Origin of the sequence: Mumia spirodelae (assembly GCF_050632745.1) — a bacterium.
Taxonomy (GTDB): Bacteria; Actinomycetota; Actinomycetes; order Propionibacteriales; family Nocardioidaceae; genus Mumia.
The window spans coordinates 476633-491378 of sequence record NZ_JBODSD010000001.1 but is presented as its reverse complement, the minus strand read 5'-3'; the positions used below and the strand labels follow the sequence as shown (position 1 = coordinate 491378).

Below are 14746 nucleotides of genomic sequence, written 5' to 3'. Positions count from 1 at the left end.
AGGGTCAGTACGACCGCGGGAGGCCGAGGGTGTGCTGCGCGACGTAGTTCAACACCATCTCGCGGCTCACCGGCGCCGACCGCATGAGGCGCGTGAGGCCCCACAGGTCGGCGATCCCGTACTCGCTGGCGAACGCGTTGCCGCCGTGGACCTGCACGGCCTGGTCGAAGGCGAACAGCACCGCGTCGGCAGCGGCCAGCTTGGCGACCGACGCCGACTCCCCGACGGTGGGCTCGCCGTGGTCGAACTCCCAGGCGGCCTTGTACGCCATCAGGCGCGAGAGCTCGATCTGGATCTTCGCCTCGGCCAAGGGGTGGGAGACGCCCTGGTGCGCGCCGATCGGCTGACCCCACACGTCGCGGCTCTTCGCGTACGACACCGCCTTGCCCATGAAGTAGCGCCCCAGCCCGACCGCCTGTGCCGCGACGTTGATCCGCTCGGGGTTGAGGCCCGAGAAGACCTGAAGCATCCCCTTCCCCGGGACGCCGCCGACGAGGTTCGCCTGGGGGACGTCGACGCCGTCGAGGAACACCGAGAACTGCCGGTCCGGCTCCTTGATCTCCATCGGGATCGGCTGGTACTCCAGTCCGGGCCGGTCGGTCTCGACGATGAACAGCCCGAGCTCCGAGCGGCCCTTGGCATCGGTCCCGGTGCGCGCGACGACCAGCACCGCGTCGGCGACGTCGATCCCAGTGATGTACTGCTTCTGCCCCGACAGCCGCCAGCTCCCGTTCTCGAGACGGGCGGTGGTCGCGAGGTTCGGGGCGTTCGAGCCTGAGCCGGACTCGGTGATCGCGAACGACATCTTCTGCTGGCCGGACGCGAGCGCCGGGAGCCAGCGGCGCTTCTGGTCGTCGGTCCCGAAGTCGTCGATGATGGGGCCGCACATGCCGGCGACGATGAGGAAGATCAACGGGCATCCCTGGGCCGCGAGCTCCTCGATCACGATCGCCATCTCGTAGATGCCGCCGCCACCCCCGCCGTACTCCTCGGGGAGGTTGACGCCGCCGAAACCCTGCCCGAACACGGTGCTCCACAGCTCGTCGACGAATACACCGCCCGTCGTGCACTTCACGAAGTAGTCGTGGCCGAAGCTCGCCCCGATCTCGGCGACCGCCGCTCGGATCGCCGCGTGCTCGGGTGATTCTCGAAAGTCCATGCCAACCTCTTCACCGGTTCGGAGTGCTGCACCCTACCTTGCCAGCCAACCAGTCGGTTGACTAGAGTGCAGCGACAGTGCCGGCAGGGAGGGGATCCATGAGCGACGTCGCGTTCGCCCTCGACCACCACGTCGCGACCCTCACGTTGTCGCGACCGGACTCGCTCAACGCCCTGAGCGAGTCGATGCTCGACGAGCTCGTCGCGCTGTTCGACCGGTGCGACGCCGACGACGACGTGCGCTGCATCGTGCTCACGGGAGCCGGCCGCGTCTTCTCCGCGGGCGCCGACCTGAGCGCCGGCGCCGGGACCTTCGCCGACTGGTTCGGCAAGGACGAGCCGCCCGGCGCACCGAGCGCCGTCGGCGACACGGTGTCGTGGCGCGAGCCGCGCAGGGACGCCGGCGGCGTCATGGCCCTGCGGATCTACGACGCGCTCAAGCCCGTCATCGTCGCTCTCAACGGTCCGGCGGTCGGCGGCGGCGCGTCGCTCACCCTGCCCGCGGACCTGCGCCTGGCGACTCCGGAGACGACCATCGGCTTCGTGTTCACCGCGCGGGGGCTCGTCCCCGAGTCGTGCTCGAGCTGGTTCCTCCCCCGGCTCGTCGGCATGTCGACCGCGCAGGAGTGGATCCTGACGTCCCGCAAGATCACCGCCGACGAGGCACTCGCCAAGGGCCTGCTGCACGCGGTGCACCCGGCGGACCGCCTGATGGACGAGGCGTACGCGATCGCCGAGCGCATCAGCACGCACGCGGCCCCGGTGTCGGCCTCGCTCGCCCGCCGGATGCTGTGGCGGTCGCTGGAGCTCCCTCATCCGGTGCGCGCGCACGAGATCGAGACCCGTGCGCTCGACGCCCGCAGCACCAGCGCCGACGTCCGCGAGGGCGTGACGGCGTTCCTCGAGAAGCGCGCCCCGCACTTCCGTGCCCGCGTCAGCACCGACCTCCCCGACGTCTTCGCCACCCTCCCCGCACCGGCGTACGTCCCACCGCGACTCGCCAAGGAGTGACGCCGATGCCGGACAAGGTGATGACGGCCGCGGAGGCGGTCGGACTCGTCCGTGACGGAGACGTCGTCGGGCTCCAGGCCGGTCCCACGCAGTGCGCGCCGATGAGCCTCGTGCGCGCACTCCTCGCGGCCGGCCGGCGTGAGCTCCATGCCGTCTCGCTCAGCGGGTCGATGGCCCTGGACTGGCTCGCGACCCGCGGCGCACTCGCACGCCTGACCACCGCGGCCGTGACGATGGAGAGCTACGGCATGTGCCGCCAGGTCCGGCGCGCCGTCGAGTCCGGCGCCGTACAGCTCGAGGAGCTGTCCGAGACCGCGCTGCTCGCGCGCCTGGGCGCGGCCGCCCGCGGGCTCCCGTTCCTGCCGACGCGCGGCATGCTCGGCTCCGACCTCCTGACCGTCGGCAACGCCCATCTCGCGGTGGTCGACGACCCCTTCGGAGGCCCGCCGGTCGTGGCCTGTCAGGCACTCCGCCCCGACGTCGCGCTGCTGCACGCCCATCGGGCCGACGCCGATGGCAACGTGGCCCTCGACCCTGGCCCGCGCCACCCGATGACCACGCTGCTGCCGCGGGCCAGCGACCGGGTGGTCGTCAGCGTCGAGGAGATCGTCGACGCCGACACGCTGCGCGAGCACCCGGAGCGGACCATCCTCCCGGGATTCGCGGTGGACGCCGTCGTCCTCGCCCCGTACGGAGCCCATCCCACGTCGCTCTTCCCGCGCTACGACTACGACGCCGAGGCGTTCCAGTCCTGGGCGGACGCGTCGCGCGTGCCTGCCGATGCCGAGGCGTTCCTGGCCTCGCACGTCGACGGACCAGCGACGCACGACGACTACCTCGCCCGCGTCGGCGTCGACCGCCTCGCCGCGCTCACGCTGGAGCGGGCGTCGTGAGCGGCGCTGCGCCGCCGGCCGGTGCTCCGTCCACCGACTACACCGTCGACGAGCTCGTGGTGAGCCGTCTTGCTGCCGAGCTCGCGGACGACGACCAGGTGCTCAACGGCCTGTCGTCGTTCGTCCCCGTCTGCGCGATCGAGATGGCCCGGCGGACGCATGCGCCCGGACTCGTGTGGGTGGCTGGCGGGACGGGCGTCTCGCCGTCGCGCCCACGGCTGACGGCGTCGACCTTCGAGTGGCCGCTGTGGGACAGCGCCCTCATGTACGTCGACGTGGCGACCGAGCTCTGGGACTGGATCGCCGATCCGCGGCGCTTCCGCACGTTCTTCGCCGGCGCCGCTCAGCTCGACGCCTTCGGCAACGCGAACATCTCGGTCGTCGGCGACTACCACCACCCCCGCGTACGCCTCTCGGGGACGGCGGGCCTGGCCGACATGAGCGTGCTCGACAAGCGGATCGTCTACGTCGTCACCGACCACAACCCGCGCACGCTGGTCGAGCGCGTCGACTTCCGGTCCGGCGTCGGCTACCTCGACGGGTACGGCGAGCGCGCGCGTCGCGGGTTCGGTGGCGGGCCGGCACTGGTCGTCACGAACCTCGCCGTGTTCGACTTCGCGCCGTCCTCGCAGCGCATGCGCCTGCGCACGGTGCACGAGGGGCACACGGTCGACGAGGTGCTCGCGGCCACCGGCTTCGTCCCCGTGATCGCCGACGTCGAGGTGACCCCGCCGCCGACCGTCGCGCAGGTGGCGCTCCTGCGCGACGAGATCGACCCCGAGGGCTACCGCCGACGCGGCTTCCCGGCAGGGTGAGCCGCAGCCGTCACCGTCCCGTGAAGACCGGGTCGCGCTTCTGCGCGAACGCCGCGAACGCCTCCGCCACGTCCGAGGTCCCCGTCGCGACCGCCGCCGCGGCCGCCTCGGCATCGAGCTGGGTGTCGAAGGACGTCTCGTACGAGGCGTGGAGCAGCTGCTTGGTCAGCCGCTGCGCGACCGGTGCACCCGCGGCCAACCTGCAGGCGACCTCGCGGGCGCGCACGGCAAGGGTGTCGTCGGGGACGACCTCCGCGACGATGCCGAGCGCCGCCGCCTCGTCCGCGCCGACGGGCTCCCCGAGGAGCGCGAGCCGCTTCGCCGCCTGCATGCCGACGATGCGCGGCAGCAGCCACGAGCTCCCGAAGTCAGGGACCAGGCCGCGCTTGACGAAGACCTGGCAGAACACCGCCCGCTCCGACGCGAGCGTGAGGTCGGCGGCGAGGGCGATGCTCATGCCCGCCCCGTACGCCGGGCCGCCGACCGCGGCGACGACCGGCTGCGGGAGCCGGTGGAGGGCGCGCGCGGCCTCGTGGATGCGGCCCATGATCGCGACCACCGAGTCGTCCGGCACCGTCTCCGCAAGGTGTGCGCCCGAGCAGAACGCACCCGGAGCGCCCGTGATCAGGACGGCCCGGTCGGCCGACGACCCCGCGACCTGACGCAGCACGTCGCCCAGCTCCGCGAACTCCTCGGGACTGAGCGCGTTGCGGCGCTCAGGCGCGTTCAGGGTGATCTCGACGACCCCGCCGTCGCGCGCGACCTCGATGCTCATGCGTCCCCCTCCGAGCCGGCCAGCACCAGCTCGCCACCGGTCAGCGCAGGAGCGCCGTCGCGGCTCGCGACCTCGGTGGTGAACAAGATACGGCCCGGCGTGACCCACACCGCCGTCCGCAGCGTCTCACCGGGGAACACGACTCCGGCGAACCGCGCCTCGAGCGACCGCACGGCCGACGCACGCCCGTCGAGGACGCGGTCGACGACGGCCTGGCAGACCGCCCCGTAGGTGCACAGCCCGTGCAGGATCGGGCGCGGGAAGCCTGCCGCGGACGCGACCGCCGGATCGCTGTGGAGCGGGTTCCGGTCCCCGAGCAGGCGGTACAGCAGCGCCTGCTGCGGGAGGATCGTCGTCTCCAGGATGTGGTCCGGCGCCCGGTCGGGCAGCGCCGGCGGTCCGTCGGGACCTCGGTCGCCGCCGAACCCGCCCTCACCGCGGGAGTACATCCGCATGCTCGACGTCCACAGCGGCTCGCCGTCGGAGCCCACCGCCTCGCTGTCCACGACGATGATCGCGGCCGACCCCTTGTCGTAGAGGGCGGCGACGCCGGTGGACACCTCTGCCTTGCCGTCGCGCGGGATCGGGCGGTGCAGCTCGACCCGCTGGCTCGCGTGCAGGATCGTCCGGAGGTCCACGTCGACTCCCGGGTAGCTGACGGCCGGGGGCGCCGTCGCCCGGAGGGTCGGCGCCACCACCGCGAAGGTCGGCAGGACCTCCTTGCCGCTCTCGGTCGCGTACGCGAGCTGCCGCACGTCGGTCGGATCGGCACCGGCGCCGAGCGCGAGGTGGTAGAGGAGGACGTCGGACTCCTGCCAGCTGATCTGCGTCACTGCGGGCGTCGCGCCGAGGGCGGCGGAGGGGTCGATCGGCATCGGGCTAGCTCCTTGTGCTCGTGAGGTCTTCGGGGTGGCCGGCTGACGACGCCAGCGCTTCGTTCGTCTCCTGCCGGACGGCGACGCGGCGGATCTTGCCCGACACCGTCATCGGCAGCTGGTCGACGAACCGCCACGCGATCGGGATCTTGAACCGTGCCACCTTGCCGGTCAGGTGGGCCGTCAGCTCGTCGGTGGAGATCTCCGTCCCCGGGACGCGCACGACGACACCGGCGACCGTCTCTCCCAGCCTCGCGTCGTCGACGCCGACCAGCACCGCGGCCGCGACCTGCGGGAGCTGCACGAGCAGCTCCTCGACCTCGGCCGGGTAGATGTTCTCGCCGCCGCGGATGATGACGTCCTTCGCCCGGTCGCGGAACTCGATGTAGCCGAGCTCGTCCATCGCTCCGACGTCGCCCGTACGAAGGAAGCCGTCGGCGGTCATCGTCGCGGCGGTCTGGTCGGGGTCCTGCCAGTAGCCCGCCATCACGTTCGGGGACCGCACCTGGATCTCGCCCGGCACGCCGACCGGGCAGGTCTCCCCGGTCAGGACGTCGGCGATGCGGACGGTCGCGCCGGGCAGCGGCCTGCCGACGGTGCGCGACACGGTCTCCGGGTCGTCGGCGACGTCGGTCGAGGTGATGAGCGGGCACTCCGACTGTCCGTACCCGATCACGGTCGGCGCCCCCAGCTGGTCGCGGATCCGTTCGACCAGCGCACGGCTGACGGTGGCACCGCCGAGGCCGACCGACACGATCCCTGCGTCGTCGGCGGAGTCACCGAGGCGGTCGAGGACGTCGACCAGCATGGTCGGCACGCCACCGAGCCGGGTGATCACCCCGGTGCGCAGCAGGTCCGTCGCCTCGCCGGGGCTCCATCGGTCGACCACGACGAACGATCCCCCGCCGAGCGGGCCACCGAAGACGACGAAGCACGAGCCGCCGATGTGGTGGTACGGGACAGGGTTGAGCCAGACGTCGTCGTCGCCGATCACGTCGTGGTGGTTGCGCTGGAACGCCCCGTTGACCGCGGCCCGGTGGCTCACGACGGCACCCTTGGCGCGACCCGTCGTGCCGGAGGTGAACTGGATCAGGAACGGGTCCTCAGGGGCGACGTCGGGAAGGTCGCCCACCGGCTGCGAGCCGGCCCACGCGAGCAGGTCGTCGAGCGCGACGACCTCGGCGTCGTCGACCAGCCCCGAAGCGCGGGGTACGAGGCTCTCCCCGGTGAACGTCGCGCCCGCGAACACGATCGACGGGGTGGTCAGCCCCACGCCGTGGCGGACCTCGTCGTCGCTCCACCCGGTGTTGAGCGGCGTCAGGATCGTGCCGGCGTACGCGCACGCGTAGTGGAGCACCACGTACGGGACGGAGTTGCGGCCCCAGACGCCGACCCGCTCGCCCGGCGCGAACCGCCCGGCGAGGGCGCCCGCGATCGTCGTGGCATCGCGGTCGAGCGCGGCGTACGACAGCTCGCGCCAGGCGCCGTCCTCCCGCCACCGCAGCGCCGGTGCGTCACCGAGCTCGGGCAGCCGGCGGGCGAGCATCTGCGGGAGGGACTCCTCGAGCACGTCGTCGAGGCGGTCGGCCTCCCACTGCGCGAGGGGGCCGATGCGCCTCCGCCCGTCGGTCTCAGCGGCACTCGTCTTGCTCATCGGTCACTCCGGAAGCTCGACGGCCTGGCCGGGGATGCTCCACTCGGACAGGTCCATGATCTGTCCGAGGTTCGCGGCGACGTCGTCGATCGTCGCCTCAGCGTTCTCGTAGCCCTGCGTCTGGGCGATGAACGTGCGCGCGAACGTCCCGGCGACGGCGTGGAAGACCTCACCGGTGACCTCGCACGACTCGTGGCACAGGTAGCCGACCATCGGCGCGACGCGGTCCGGCGACATCTTCTCGTGGAGGCGCTCGGGGAGCATCGCCGCCGTCATCGCGGTGGCGGCCCCGGGCGAGATCAGGTTGACCTTGATGCCGTTTCGGGCACCCTCCACGGCGAGCGTACGGCCGAGTCCGACGAGCGCGGCCTTGGCGGAGGAGTAGTTCGCCTGACCGAGGTTGCCGTACAGCCCGGCGACGGAGGTCGTGAAGACGATGCGGCCGTACTCCTGAGCGCGCAGGTGCGGCCACGCGGCCTTCGTCAGGGCGTACGCTCCGAAGTAGTGGACGGCGAGCACGTCGGACAGCTCCTCGTCGGACATCTTCGCGAACGACCGGTCGCGCACCATGCCGGCGTTGTTCACCAGGACGTCCACGCGGCCGAACGCGTCGAGCGCGGTCGCGACGACCGCCTCCCCGGCGCCGGTCTCACCGATGGACCCGTCGTGGGCGATGGCCGTCCCCCCGGACTCGGTGATCTCCTCGACCAGGGCACCGGCAGGCGTACGACCCTCGTCGTCCTTGACGTCGAGATCGTTGACGACGACCTTCGCGCCCCGCGACGCGAGCAGCCGCGCGTACGCCCGGCCCAGTCCCCCGCCCCCGCCGGTCACGACCGCCACCCGGTCGTCGAAACGAAGCTCTGCCATGTGCGCTCCTCCTGCTCGTGGCGACCCTGCCGAGCCGCGGTGGCGCTCAGTATAGCCAACCAACCAGTCGGGCAGTAAAGTGTCGCGACATGAAGAACGTCGTCATCGTCGATACCGTCAGGACCCCCCGAGGCAAGGGCAAGCCCGGGGGCGCGCTCAGCAGCATCCACCCCCAGGAGCTGCTCGCCGGCGTGCTGCGCGAGCTGCAGCGTCGCAACACCCTCGATCCGTCGACGGTCGCCGACGTCATCACCGGGTGCGGCAATCCCGTCGGCAGCCACGGCGACAACGTCGGGCGCCTGGCCGCTCTCGCCGCAGGCTGGCCGACGACCGTTCCCGGCGTCACCCTCAACCGTGCCTGCGGGTCGGGGCAGCAGGCCATCAACGCGGCCGCGATGATGGTCGAGTCCGGCCAGGCGGACGTGGTCGTCGCCGCGGGCGTCGACATGATGTCGCAGTACCCGATGCCGGACCGCACGACGCTCGACGCCGGCAACGAGCGGCTGCGCGAGCGCTACCCGATCATCCCGCAGGGCATCTCCGCCGACCTGATCGCGACGGTCGAGGGGTTCTCGCGCACCGACGTCGACGCGCTCGCCGCGGAGTCCCAGCGTCGCGCGGCCGTGGCGATCGCGGACGACCGGTTCGCGCGGTCGATGGTTCCGGTGCTGGCGCCCGACGGCACGGTCGTGCTCGACCACGAGGAGCTCCCCCGCGCCACCACCGCCGAGGCGCTCGCCGGGCTCAAGCCGTCGTTCGGTGGGCTCGGGAGCCAGACGTTCGAGGGGTACGCGGAGCCGTTCGACGCGATGGCGATCCGGACCTATCCCGAGGTCGACGAGATCGCGCACGTGCACCACGCCGGCAACTCGTCCGGCCTCGCCGACGGAGCCGCGGCGGTGCTCGTCACCAGCGAGGCGTACGCCCGGGCCCAGGGCTGGGCGCCCCGCGCCCGCATCGTCGCGACAGCCACCGCCGGCGCCGAGCCCGTCATCATGCTGACGGCGCCCGGCCCGGCGGCCCAGAGGTGCGCCGAGCTCGCCGGGATGTCCCTCCAGGACATCGACCTGTTCGAGGTCAACGAGGCGTTCGCCTCGGTCGTGCTGCGGTTCAGCCGCGAGGCCAAGGTGGACCTCGACCGCGTCAACGTCAACGGCGGCGCCATCGCCCTCGGTCACCCCATCGGCGCGAGCGGGCCGATCCTGATGGCGACCCTGATCGACGAGCTCGAGCGCGGCGACCGGACGACCGGCCTCGTCACCATGTGCACCGGCGGCGGCATGGGCACGGCGACCGTCGTCGAGCGGATCTGACGCGGGACGCGGCGAGCAACCCGGTCGCGACATGAGAGCCGTCCTCGTCACGGACCGGACCGGCCCGGCCGGCGTGCACGTGCGCGACGTGCCCGCGCCTCGCCCGCACCCCGACCACGTCCTGGTCGAGGTGCGGGCGGCGGGCGTGACCTTCCCCGACCTGCTCCTCGCGTACGGGCGCTACCAGGAGGTCCCGGACCTGCCCTTCGTCCTCGGCGGCGAGTTCGCCGGGGTCGTCCTGGACGCACCGGCGCGATCCGGATTCACGGTCGGTGACCGCGTCGTGTGCTCCAGCTACACGGGGTTCGCCGAGCAGGCCAGCGTGCCGTGCGGACGCGTCCTGCCGCTGCCCGACGACATCACCTTCGAGGACGGGGCGTGCCTGCCGGCGAACTACCTCACGATGATGTTCGGCCTCGGCAGGCGAGGGCGGATGAAGGCCGGCGAGCGTGTCCTCGTGCACGGCGCCTCCGGTGGGGTGGGGACGGCGTCGATCCAGCTCGCCCTCGCCCTCGGGGCGTCGCAGGTCGTCGCCGTCACCTCGAGCCCGCTGCCGATCGTCGACGCGCGGCTGCACGTCGTCCCGGTCGAAGGATTCGCGGCCGCGACGACGGCGCTCACCGGCGGCGAGGGGGTCGACGTGGTCGTGGACCCCGTCGGCGGCGACCGCATCGAGCAGTCGCTCGCCTGCATGGGGGCCGGGGGTCGGGCGCTCGTGCTGGGCTTCGCCTCGGGGACGATCCCGACGATCGACGTCAGCCTGACGCTCGAGCACCAGGTGGACCTCGTCGGTGTGGGCTGGGGCGCCTACCTCGTCAACCAGCCCGAGACGTTGCGCGAGGAGTGGGACCGGCTCGTCGTCCTCATGCACGAGCACCCCGAGCTCCGGCCGGTCATCGATCGCGTCCTCCCTCTCGACAGCGCGGCCGACGCGTTGCGCACCCTGGAGGACCGACGGGCACGCGGCCGGCTGGTGCTCAGGCCCTAGGACCTCGGCCAGCGCAGCTCGGCGGCATGGAGCTGCGCCAGCCGAGGGGCCGCGACGTCGCCCCCGCCCCCTGGCGCGATCGGCTGCGACCAGGTGATCCGGCACCGCCGCTCGGTGATCCGCCACCCGTCGACGGTGCGGCGCAGCACGTCGTCGTACCAGGCGTTGCCCTCGCGTCCGGCGTACCCGTCCTCGGTCCGCACGGCCAGGCGCCATGACACGCGGGAGAACGCGGCGGCGCCATCACCCTCGAGCCGGACGACGTGGCCCGCGACGAGGTGCTGCGTGTGGTCGTACGGCGCGTGCAGGCGCGCGAAGTCCGCGACGAACGCCGCGCGGTCGGACCAGCAGCCCTGCGATCCGTAGTCCGCTCGCACGTTCTCCACGAAGACCTGCTCGAAGAGGTCCCAGCGACGGCTGTCGACGACGAGCGCGTAGAGGTTGACGGTCTGCTGGATCAGCACCTCGTCGCAGACCACGCCGCGCTCCGCCGCCGCAGGACCTAGGCCGTGGCCGGCTGGCGAAGCTCCTCGGCGATCCGACGCGCCTCGGAGTAGACCGCCTTGCCGTTCGGGCCGCGCGGCACGGTCTCGACGATCGCGACGTGCCGCGGCGCCTTGTAGCTCGCGAGCCTCTCCTTCACGTGCGCGACGACCTCGCCGGCTCCGATGGCCGGAGCCTCGGGGTCGAGGCTGACGACCGCCGCGACCGTCTGCCCCCACTCGGGATCCGGCAGGCCGATCACCAGGACGTCGGCCACGCTCTCGTGATCGAGGATGACCCCCTCGACCTCCTCGGTGAAGATCTTCTCGCCGCCCGACGTGATGCACAGGGAGTCCCGGCCCATCAGCTGGATCGTGCCGTCCTCCAGCACGACGGCACGGTCGCCGGGGACGGACCGTCGCTCACCGTCGACGACGGGGAACGTCCGCTCGGACTTCTCCGGGTCCTTGTAGTAGCCGAGGGGCAGCCGTCCCACGACGACGAGCGTGCCCACCACGTCCGATCCTGCTTCGACCGGCTCGCCGTCCTCGTCGAGGACCCGCGTGTTGGCCCCGGGGCTGAACCTCCCGGTCGAAGGGATGTTGCCCTTCGTGGCGACGGACCACCCCATCCCGAACCCCTCCGACGACGAGAACCCGTCGAGGATCGACGCCTCGGGCCAGAGCTCGAGAAGGCCCTCCTTGCTCGCCTCGCTGAGCATGCCCCCTGACGACAGGAGGTTGCGCACCGACGACACGTCCCACCGCTCGGGGTCCTCGGCCCGTGCCGCCAGGATCCGCCGGGCGAAGACCTCGCCGGCGATGGTCAGGCTCTGGACCCGGTGGTGGTCGATGGTGTCGAGCAGCTCCACTGGGTCGAGCGAGGGCGAGACCAACGACGCGACGGCACCGCCCTTGTGCATCGCCATCGTCGCCCCGAACCAGCCGCTGCCGTGCATGAACGGGCTGCACGAGATGTGCACCGGTCCCGGCTCGACGAGAGTGCTCCGGATGCTCGCCTCGAGATCGTCGAGGTCGAAGGAGAGACCCGCGACGTCGTTGATCTGACGGAGCATGTCGATCACCCGCCACATGACGCCCTTGGGCATGCCGGTCGTGCCGCCGGTGTAGAGGAGGAAGAGGTCGTCGCCCGAACGGCCCCACGCGGAACGGACCTGTCCGGCATCAGCCGCGGCCGCCTGCTCGTACGGGACCGCCCACTCCGGGCACGCCTCCGTGCCGTCGTCGACGTGGAGGTACTGACGGACGTGGGGCAGATCGGCACGCAGCGAGGCCATCGTCTCGGTGAACGCGCCGTGGAACACCACCGACGTCACGTCCGCGTCGTCGAAGAGGTAGCGCAGCTCCTCGTCGCGGTAGCGGTAGTTCGTGTTGATCGCGGGGATCCCGATCTTGAAGGCCGCGTGCTGGACCTCGAGGTACTCCGGGCTGTTGCGGAGGAACAGCGCCACCCGGTCGTCCTTGCTGGCGCGCGGGTCGAGCAGCGTGCGCGCCACGCCGTTGGCGCGCCGTTCGAACGCCGACCAGGTGAAGCGACGGTCGCCGTGCGCCTGGGCGAGAGCGTCGGGCCGCACCTCGGCGATCGTCTCCCAGACGGTCGCGATGTTCTCGTGGACCTCGGCAGCCATGGTGGTTCCTCCTGCAGGATCGGGACGGGCGGGGTGCCGTCAGCGCGACGACGATCGGGGTGGGCGCGGCAGTCCCAGCCGTTGCTGGGCGATGACGGTCTTGAGCACCTCGGAGGTGCCGCCGTAGATGGTGGCGATCTGGGACTCGCGGTAGAGGTGCTGAACCTCGGCGGCCGGCGACTCGTCCGTGCGCTCGTTCGCGAGCCCCTCGACGCCGGCGCCGTCGAGCAGTGCGCTGCTCGCGCGCTGGAGCGCCTCCGTGCCGTAGACCTTCGCGATCGTGCCCTCGACCGCGCCGGCGCGGGCGGTCTCGCGGGACCACGAGGCGTACGCCCCGAGCAGCCGGGCCACCTCGGCCGACGCGGCGGCGCGACCGAGGCGCGCCAGGAAACGTGGATCGGACCCGTGGTCGCCCGTCCGCGCCCAGGCGACCGCCGCCTGGACGAGGCGCCGCAGCTGGGCGGCGAACTCACCGCCCCGCTCGAACGCGAGGGCGACGTTGACGATCTCCCACCCCGCACCTTCCGCCCCGAGCCGCGCGGTGTCCGCGACGCGGATGTCGGAGTAGTACGTCGTGTTGGTCCGCTGGCCGCTGAGCGTGAAGATCGGCGCCGCTGAGAACCCGGGATCGTCGGTGGGGACGAGGAAGAGGGTGAGACCGGCGTGCTTGGGCACCGTCGGGTCCGTCCGCGCGAGCAGGAAGACGTAGTCGGCGATGCTGCCGGCGGTCGTGAAGATCTTCTGGCCGTCGATCACCCAGCCGTCGCCGTCGCGGACGGCCCGGGTCTGGACCGACGCCAGGTCGGAGCCCGAGGCCGGCTCGCTGTAACCCAGCGCGAGCAGGACCTCGCCCCGGCAGATCGCCGGCAGGAAGCGCGCCTTCTGCTCCGGCGTCCCCACGCGGCGGATCGCCTCGCCGATGATCTGCGTGATCGCCAGCCCCTCGACGGGGGCACCCGCGGCGGCCAGCTCCTCGTAGACCACGTCGCTGTACGCCCGCGGCCAGCCCTGCCCACCGTCCTCGGGGTCCCAGTGCGCACCGACCCAACCGCGCTCCGCCATCGCCTGGTGGAACGCGTCGTCGTGGTAGTTGCCGGACTCGGCCACCCGGGCGCGGACCGCAGGCGTGAGGTGCTCCTCGGCGAACGCGCGGACCTCCGTCCGGAGCGCCTCGGCGTGGTCGTCGGTCCCGAAGTCCATCACTGTGCCTCCGCCATCGTCGCCGCGCCGACCGCTTCCCAGAGCCGCTCGGGATCCCCGCCGTGGAGCCGCAGCGCTCTGGCCCGCCGCAGGAAGAGCTGGGCGTCGTACTCGAGCGTGTAGCCGTAGCCGCCGTGGACGTGCAGGCACACCTCCGCCGCGCGGACCGCGACGTCGCTCGCGAAGGCGTACGCCGCCGTCGCCGCGCTCGTGTCGCCGGAGCCGGCCTGGTCGAGGGTCCACCCGACGGCACGTGACAGGAGCCGCGCACCGTCCACCTCGACGGCCACCTCGGCCAAGGCGTGCTGGATCGCCTGGAACGACCCGATCGGCACCCCGAACTGCTCGCGCACGGTGGCGTACTCGACGGCGACCTGGAGCGCCTTCTCCGCGATCCCCACGAGGACCGCAGCCGTGCCGGCGTGCCACCGGCCCACACCGCGGCGCCACGCCGCGTACGCCGCGTCGTCACGCGCGAGCACGGTCCGCTCGACGCCGGACGCGTCCAGGCGCACCGTCGCGGCAGCCGTGAACCCGAGGTCGTCAACGGGCTCGGCGACCGCTCCTGTGGCGAGGACGAGGTCGGCTCCGTCCAGGACGACGATCCCCTCGGCGACCGCAGCACCGGCCGTCACCTGCGCGACTCCGCCCTGGGCGGGTCGTGGCGCGAAGACGACCAGGTCGTCGCCGACGGCGCCGCTCGGAACCGGCACCCGGCTCTCGGCCAGCAGGACAGCCGCGGCAGCCGCCTCGACCAGCGGCACGCAGCCGAGGTGCCGTCCGAGAGACTCCGCGATCAGCGAGAGCTCGACGGCCCCGCTGCCCGGTCCGCCGTCCTCCGAGGGCTGGACGACGCCGAGCGCCCCCATGTCGAGGAGCACCCGCCACAGGTCGGGGTCGAAGCCCGCCTTCTCCGCGGCCCGCACGCGCTCGATCGACGACTCGCGCGACAAGGCCCGGTCGAAGGCGGCCACGATGTCGCGCTGCTCCGCAGACAGCTCAAAGTCCACGCCGACTCCTCAACCCGCTCCGGGAAGCTCCCTTGGTCACGTTCTGTATACCC

Annotated in this window: 14 protein-coding genes; 5 read left to right on the top strand and 9 right to left on the bottom strand. The window is 72.4% G+C overall.

Annotation, left to right across the window (positions count from 1 at the left end; all coding sequences use genetic code 11):
* Nucleotides 1-4: 4 nt before the first annotated feature.
* The gene (locus ACQSSQ_RS02460; RefSeq protein WP_431325444.1) at nucleotides 5-1159 is read right to left on the bottom strand and encodes an acyl-CoA dehydrogenase family protein; all 1155 of its coding nucleotides are present in this window, start codon (nucleotides 1157-1159) and stop codon (nucleotides 5-7) included.
* A gap of 98 nt (nucleotides 1160-1257) precedes the next feature.
* Here ACQSSQ_RS02460 and ACQSSQ_RS02455 point away from each other — a divergent pair, with 98 nt between their 5' ends.
* From ACQSSQ_RS02455 to ACQSSQ_RS02445, 3 genes are read left to right on the top strand one after another with little or no spacing between them, the layout of a single operon-like run.
* Nucleotides 1258-2169 carry an enoyl-CoA hydratase-related protein gene (locus tag ACQSSQ_RS02455; protein ID WP_431325443.1) on the top strand — a complete coding sequence of 304 codons (912 nt, stop codon included), beginning with the start codon at nucleotides 1258-1260 and terminating at the stop codon, nucleotides 2167-2169.
* A gap of 5 nt (nucleotides 2170-2174) precedes the next feature.
* The gene (locus tag ACQSSQ_RS02450; protein WP_431325442.1) at nucleotides 2175-3062 is read left to right on the top strand and encodes a CoA transferase subunit A; all 888 of its coding nucleotides are present in this window, start codon (nucleotides 2175-2177) and stop codon (nucleotides 3060-3062) included.
* A complete protein-coding gene (locus ACQSSQ_RS02445; protein ID WP_431325441.1) occupies nucleotides 3059-3877 on the top strand; it encodes a CoA-transferase subunit beta in 819 nt (272 codons plus the stop codon). Before ACQSSQ_RS02450 ends, ACQSSQ_RS02445 begins: the two co-directional genes overlap by 4 nt.
* Nucleotides 3878-3887: 10 nt before the next feature.
* Here the strand turns inward: ACQSSQ_RS02445 and ACQSSQ_RS02440 are convergent, their stop codons facing one another.
* From ACQSSQ_RS02440 to ACQSSQ_RS02425, 4 genes are read right to left on the bottom strand one after another with little or no spacing between them, the layout of a single operon-like run.
* Nucleotides 3888-4652 carry an enoyl-CoA hydratase/isomerase family protein gene (locus tag ACQSSQ_RS02440; RefSeq protein ID WP_431325440.1) on the bottom strand — a complete coding sequence of 255 codons (765 nt, stop codon included), beginning with the start codon at nucleotides 4650-4652 and terminating at the stop codon, nucleotides 3888-3890.
* Nucleotides 4649-5527, bottom strand: a complete 879-nt coding sequence (locus ACQSSQ_RS02435) for a MaoC/PaaZ C-terminal domain-containing protein (protein WP_431325439.1) — start codon at nucleotides 5525-5527, stop codon at nucleotides 4649-4651. The genes ACQSSQ_RS02440 and ACQSSQ_RS02435 overlap by 4 nt, the downstream gene beginning before the upstream one ends.
* Nucleotides 5528-5531: 4 nt before the next feature.
* On the bottom strand, nucleotides 5532-7181 hold the full coding sequence (locus ACQSSQ_RS02430; RefSeq protein ID WP_431325438.1) for a class I adenylate-forming enzyme family protein: 1650 nt from the start codon (nucleotides 7179-7181) through the stop codon (nucleotides 5532-5534).
* A 3-nt stretch (nucleotides 7182-7184) separates the two neighbouring features.
* Nucleotides 7185-8051: an SDR family NAD(P)-dependent oxidoreductase gene (locus ACQSSQ_RS02425; protein WP_431325437.1), complete on the bottom strand. Its 867-nt coding sequence runs from the start codon at nucleotides 8049-8051 to the stop codon at nucleotides 7185-7187.
* An 89-nt stretch (nucleotides 8052-8140) separates the two neighbouring features.
* Here ACQSSQ_RS02425 and ACQSSQ_RS02420 point away from each other — a divergent pair, with 89 nt between their 5' ends.
* Both ACQSSQ_RS02420 and ACQSSQ_RS02415 read left to right on the top strand, forming a co-directional pair.
* Entirely contained in the window at nucleotides 8141-9364 is a 1224-nt protein-coding gene (locus tag ACQSSQ_RS02420) for an acetyl-CoA C-acetyltransferase (RefSeq protein ID WP_431325436.1), read from the top strand.
* A 31-nt stretch (nucleotides 9365-9395) separates the two neighbouring features.
* Nucleotides 9396-10352 (top strand): NADPH:quinone oxidoreductase family protein, encoded by a 957-nt coding sequence (locus ACQSSQ_RS02415; RefSeq protein ID WP_431325435.1) that lies wholly within the window; start codon nucleotides 9396-9398, stop codon nucleotides 10350-10352.
* On the opposite strand, the gene ACQSSQ_RS02410 is transcribed toward ACQSSQ_RS02415, so the two are convergent.
* From ACQSSQ_RS02410 to ACQSSQ_RS02395, 4 genes are read right to left on the bottom strand one after another with little or no spacing between them, the layout of a single operon-like run.
* Nucleotides 10349-10831: a nuclear transport factor 2 family protein gene (locus tag ACQSSQ_RS02410; protein WP_431325434.1), complete on the bottom strand. Its 483-nt coding sequence runs from the start codon at nucleotides 10829-10831 to the stop codon at nucleotides 10349-10351. The two genes, ACQSSQ_RS02415 and ACQSSQ_RS02410, sit on opposite strands and share 4 nt — an antisense overlap.
* 23 nt (nucleotides 10832-10854) lie before the next feature.
* The gene (locus ACQSSQ_RS02405; RefSeq protein ID WP_431325433.1) at nucleotides 10855-12483 is read right to left on the bottom strand and encodes an AMP-binding protein; all 1629 of its coding nucleotides are present in this window, start codon (nucleotides 12481-12483) and stop codon (nucleotides 10855-10857) included.
* Nucleotides 12484-12522: 39 nt separating this feature from the next.
* Complete coding sequence (locus ACQSSQ_RS02400; RefSeq protein WP_431325432.1) at nucleotides 12523-13683, bottom strand: acyl-CoA dehydrogenase family protein; 1161 nt, start codon at nucleotides 13681-13683, stop codon at nucleotides 12523-12525.
* Nucleotides 13683-14693 (bottom strand): acyl-CoA dehydrogenase family protein, encoded by a 1011-nt coding sequence (locus ACQSSQ_RS02395; RefSeq protein ID WP_431325431.1) that lies wholly within the window; start codon nucleotides 14691-14693, stop codon nucleotides 13683-13685. Before ACQSSQ_RS02395 ends, ACQSSQ_RS02400 begins: the two co-directional genes overlap by 1 nt.
* Nucleotides 14694-14746 lie beyond the last annotated feature (53 nt).

What these genes read in the sequence shown, in the direction of transcription:
- ACQSSQ_RS02420 (WP_431325436.1), top strand. Translation starts at nt 8,141, where the DNA reads ATGAAGAACGTCGTCATCGTCGATACCGTCAGGACCCCCCGAGGCAAG.
- ACQSSQ_RS02425 (WP_431325437.1), bottom strand. Translation starts at nt 8,051, where the DNA reads ATGGCAGAGCTTCGTTTCGACGACCGGGTGGCGGTCGTGACCGGCGGG.
- ACQSSQ_RS02455 (WP_431325443.1), top strand. Translation starts at nt 1,258, where the DNA reads ATGAGCGACGTCGCGTTCGCCCTCGACCACCACGTCGCGACCCTCACG.
- ACQSSQ_RS02415 (WP_431325435.1), top strand. Translation starts at nt 9,396, where the DNA reads ATGAGAGCCGTCCTCGTCACGGACCGGACCGGCCCGGCCGGCGTGCAC.
- ACQSSQ_RS02435 (WP_431325439.1), bottom strand. Translation starts at nt 5,527, where the DNA reads ATGCCGATCGACCCCTCCGCCGCCCTCGGCGCGACGCCCGCAGTGACG.
- ACQSSQ_RS02405 (WP_431325433.1), bottom strand. Translation starts at nt 12,483, where the DNA reads ATGGCTGCCGAGGTCCACGAGAACATCGCGACCGTCTGGGAGACGATC.
- ACQSSQ_RS02430 (WP_431325438.1), bottom strand. Translation starts at nt 7,181, where the DNA reads ATGAGCAAGACGAGTGCCGCTGAGACCGACGGGCGGAGGCGCATCGGC.
- ACQSSQ_RS02440 (WP_431325440.1), bottom strand. Translation starts at nt 4,652, where the DNA reads ATGAGCATCGAGGTCGCGCGCGACGGCGGGGTCGTCGAGATCACCCTG.
- ACQSSQ_RS02450 (WP_431325442.1), top strand. Translation starts at nt 2,175, where the DNA reads ATGCCGGACAAGGTGATGACGGCCGCGGAGGCGGTCGGACTCGTCCGT.
- ACQSSQ_RS02400 (WP_431325432.1), bottom strand. Translation starts at nt 13,683, where the DNA reads ATGGACTTCGGGACCGACGACCACGCCGAGGCGCTCCGGACGGAGGTC.
- ACQSSQ_RS02460 (WP_431325444.1), bottom strand. Translation starts at nt 1,159, where the DNA reads ATGGACTTTCGAGAATCACCCGAGCACGCGGCGATCCGAGCGGCGGTC.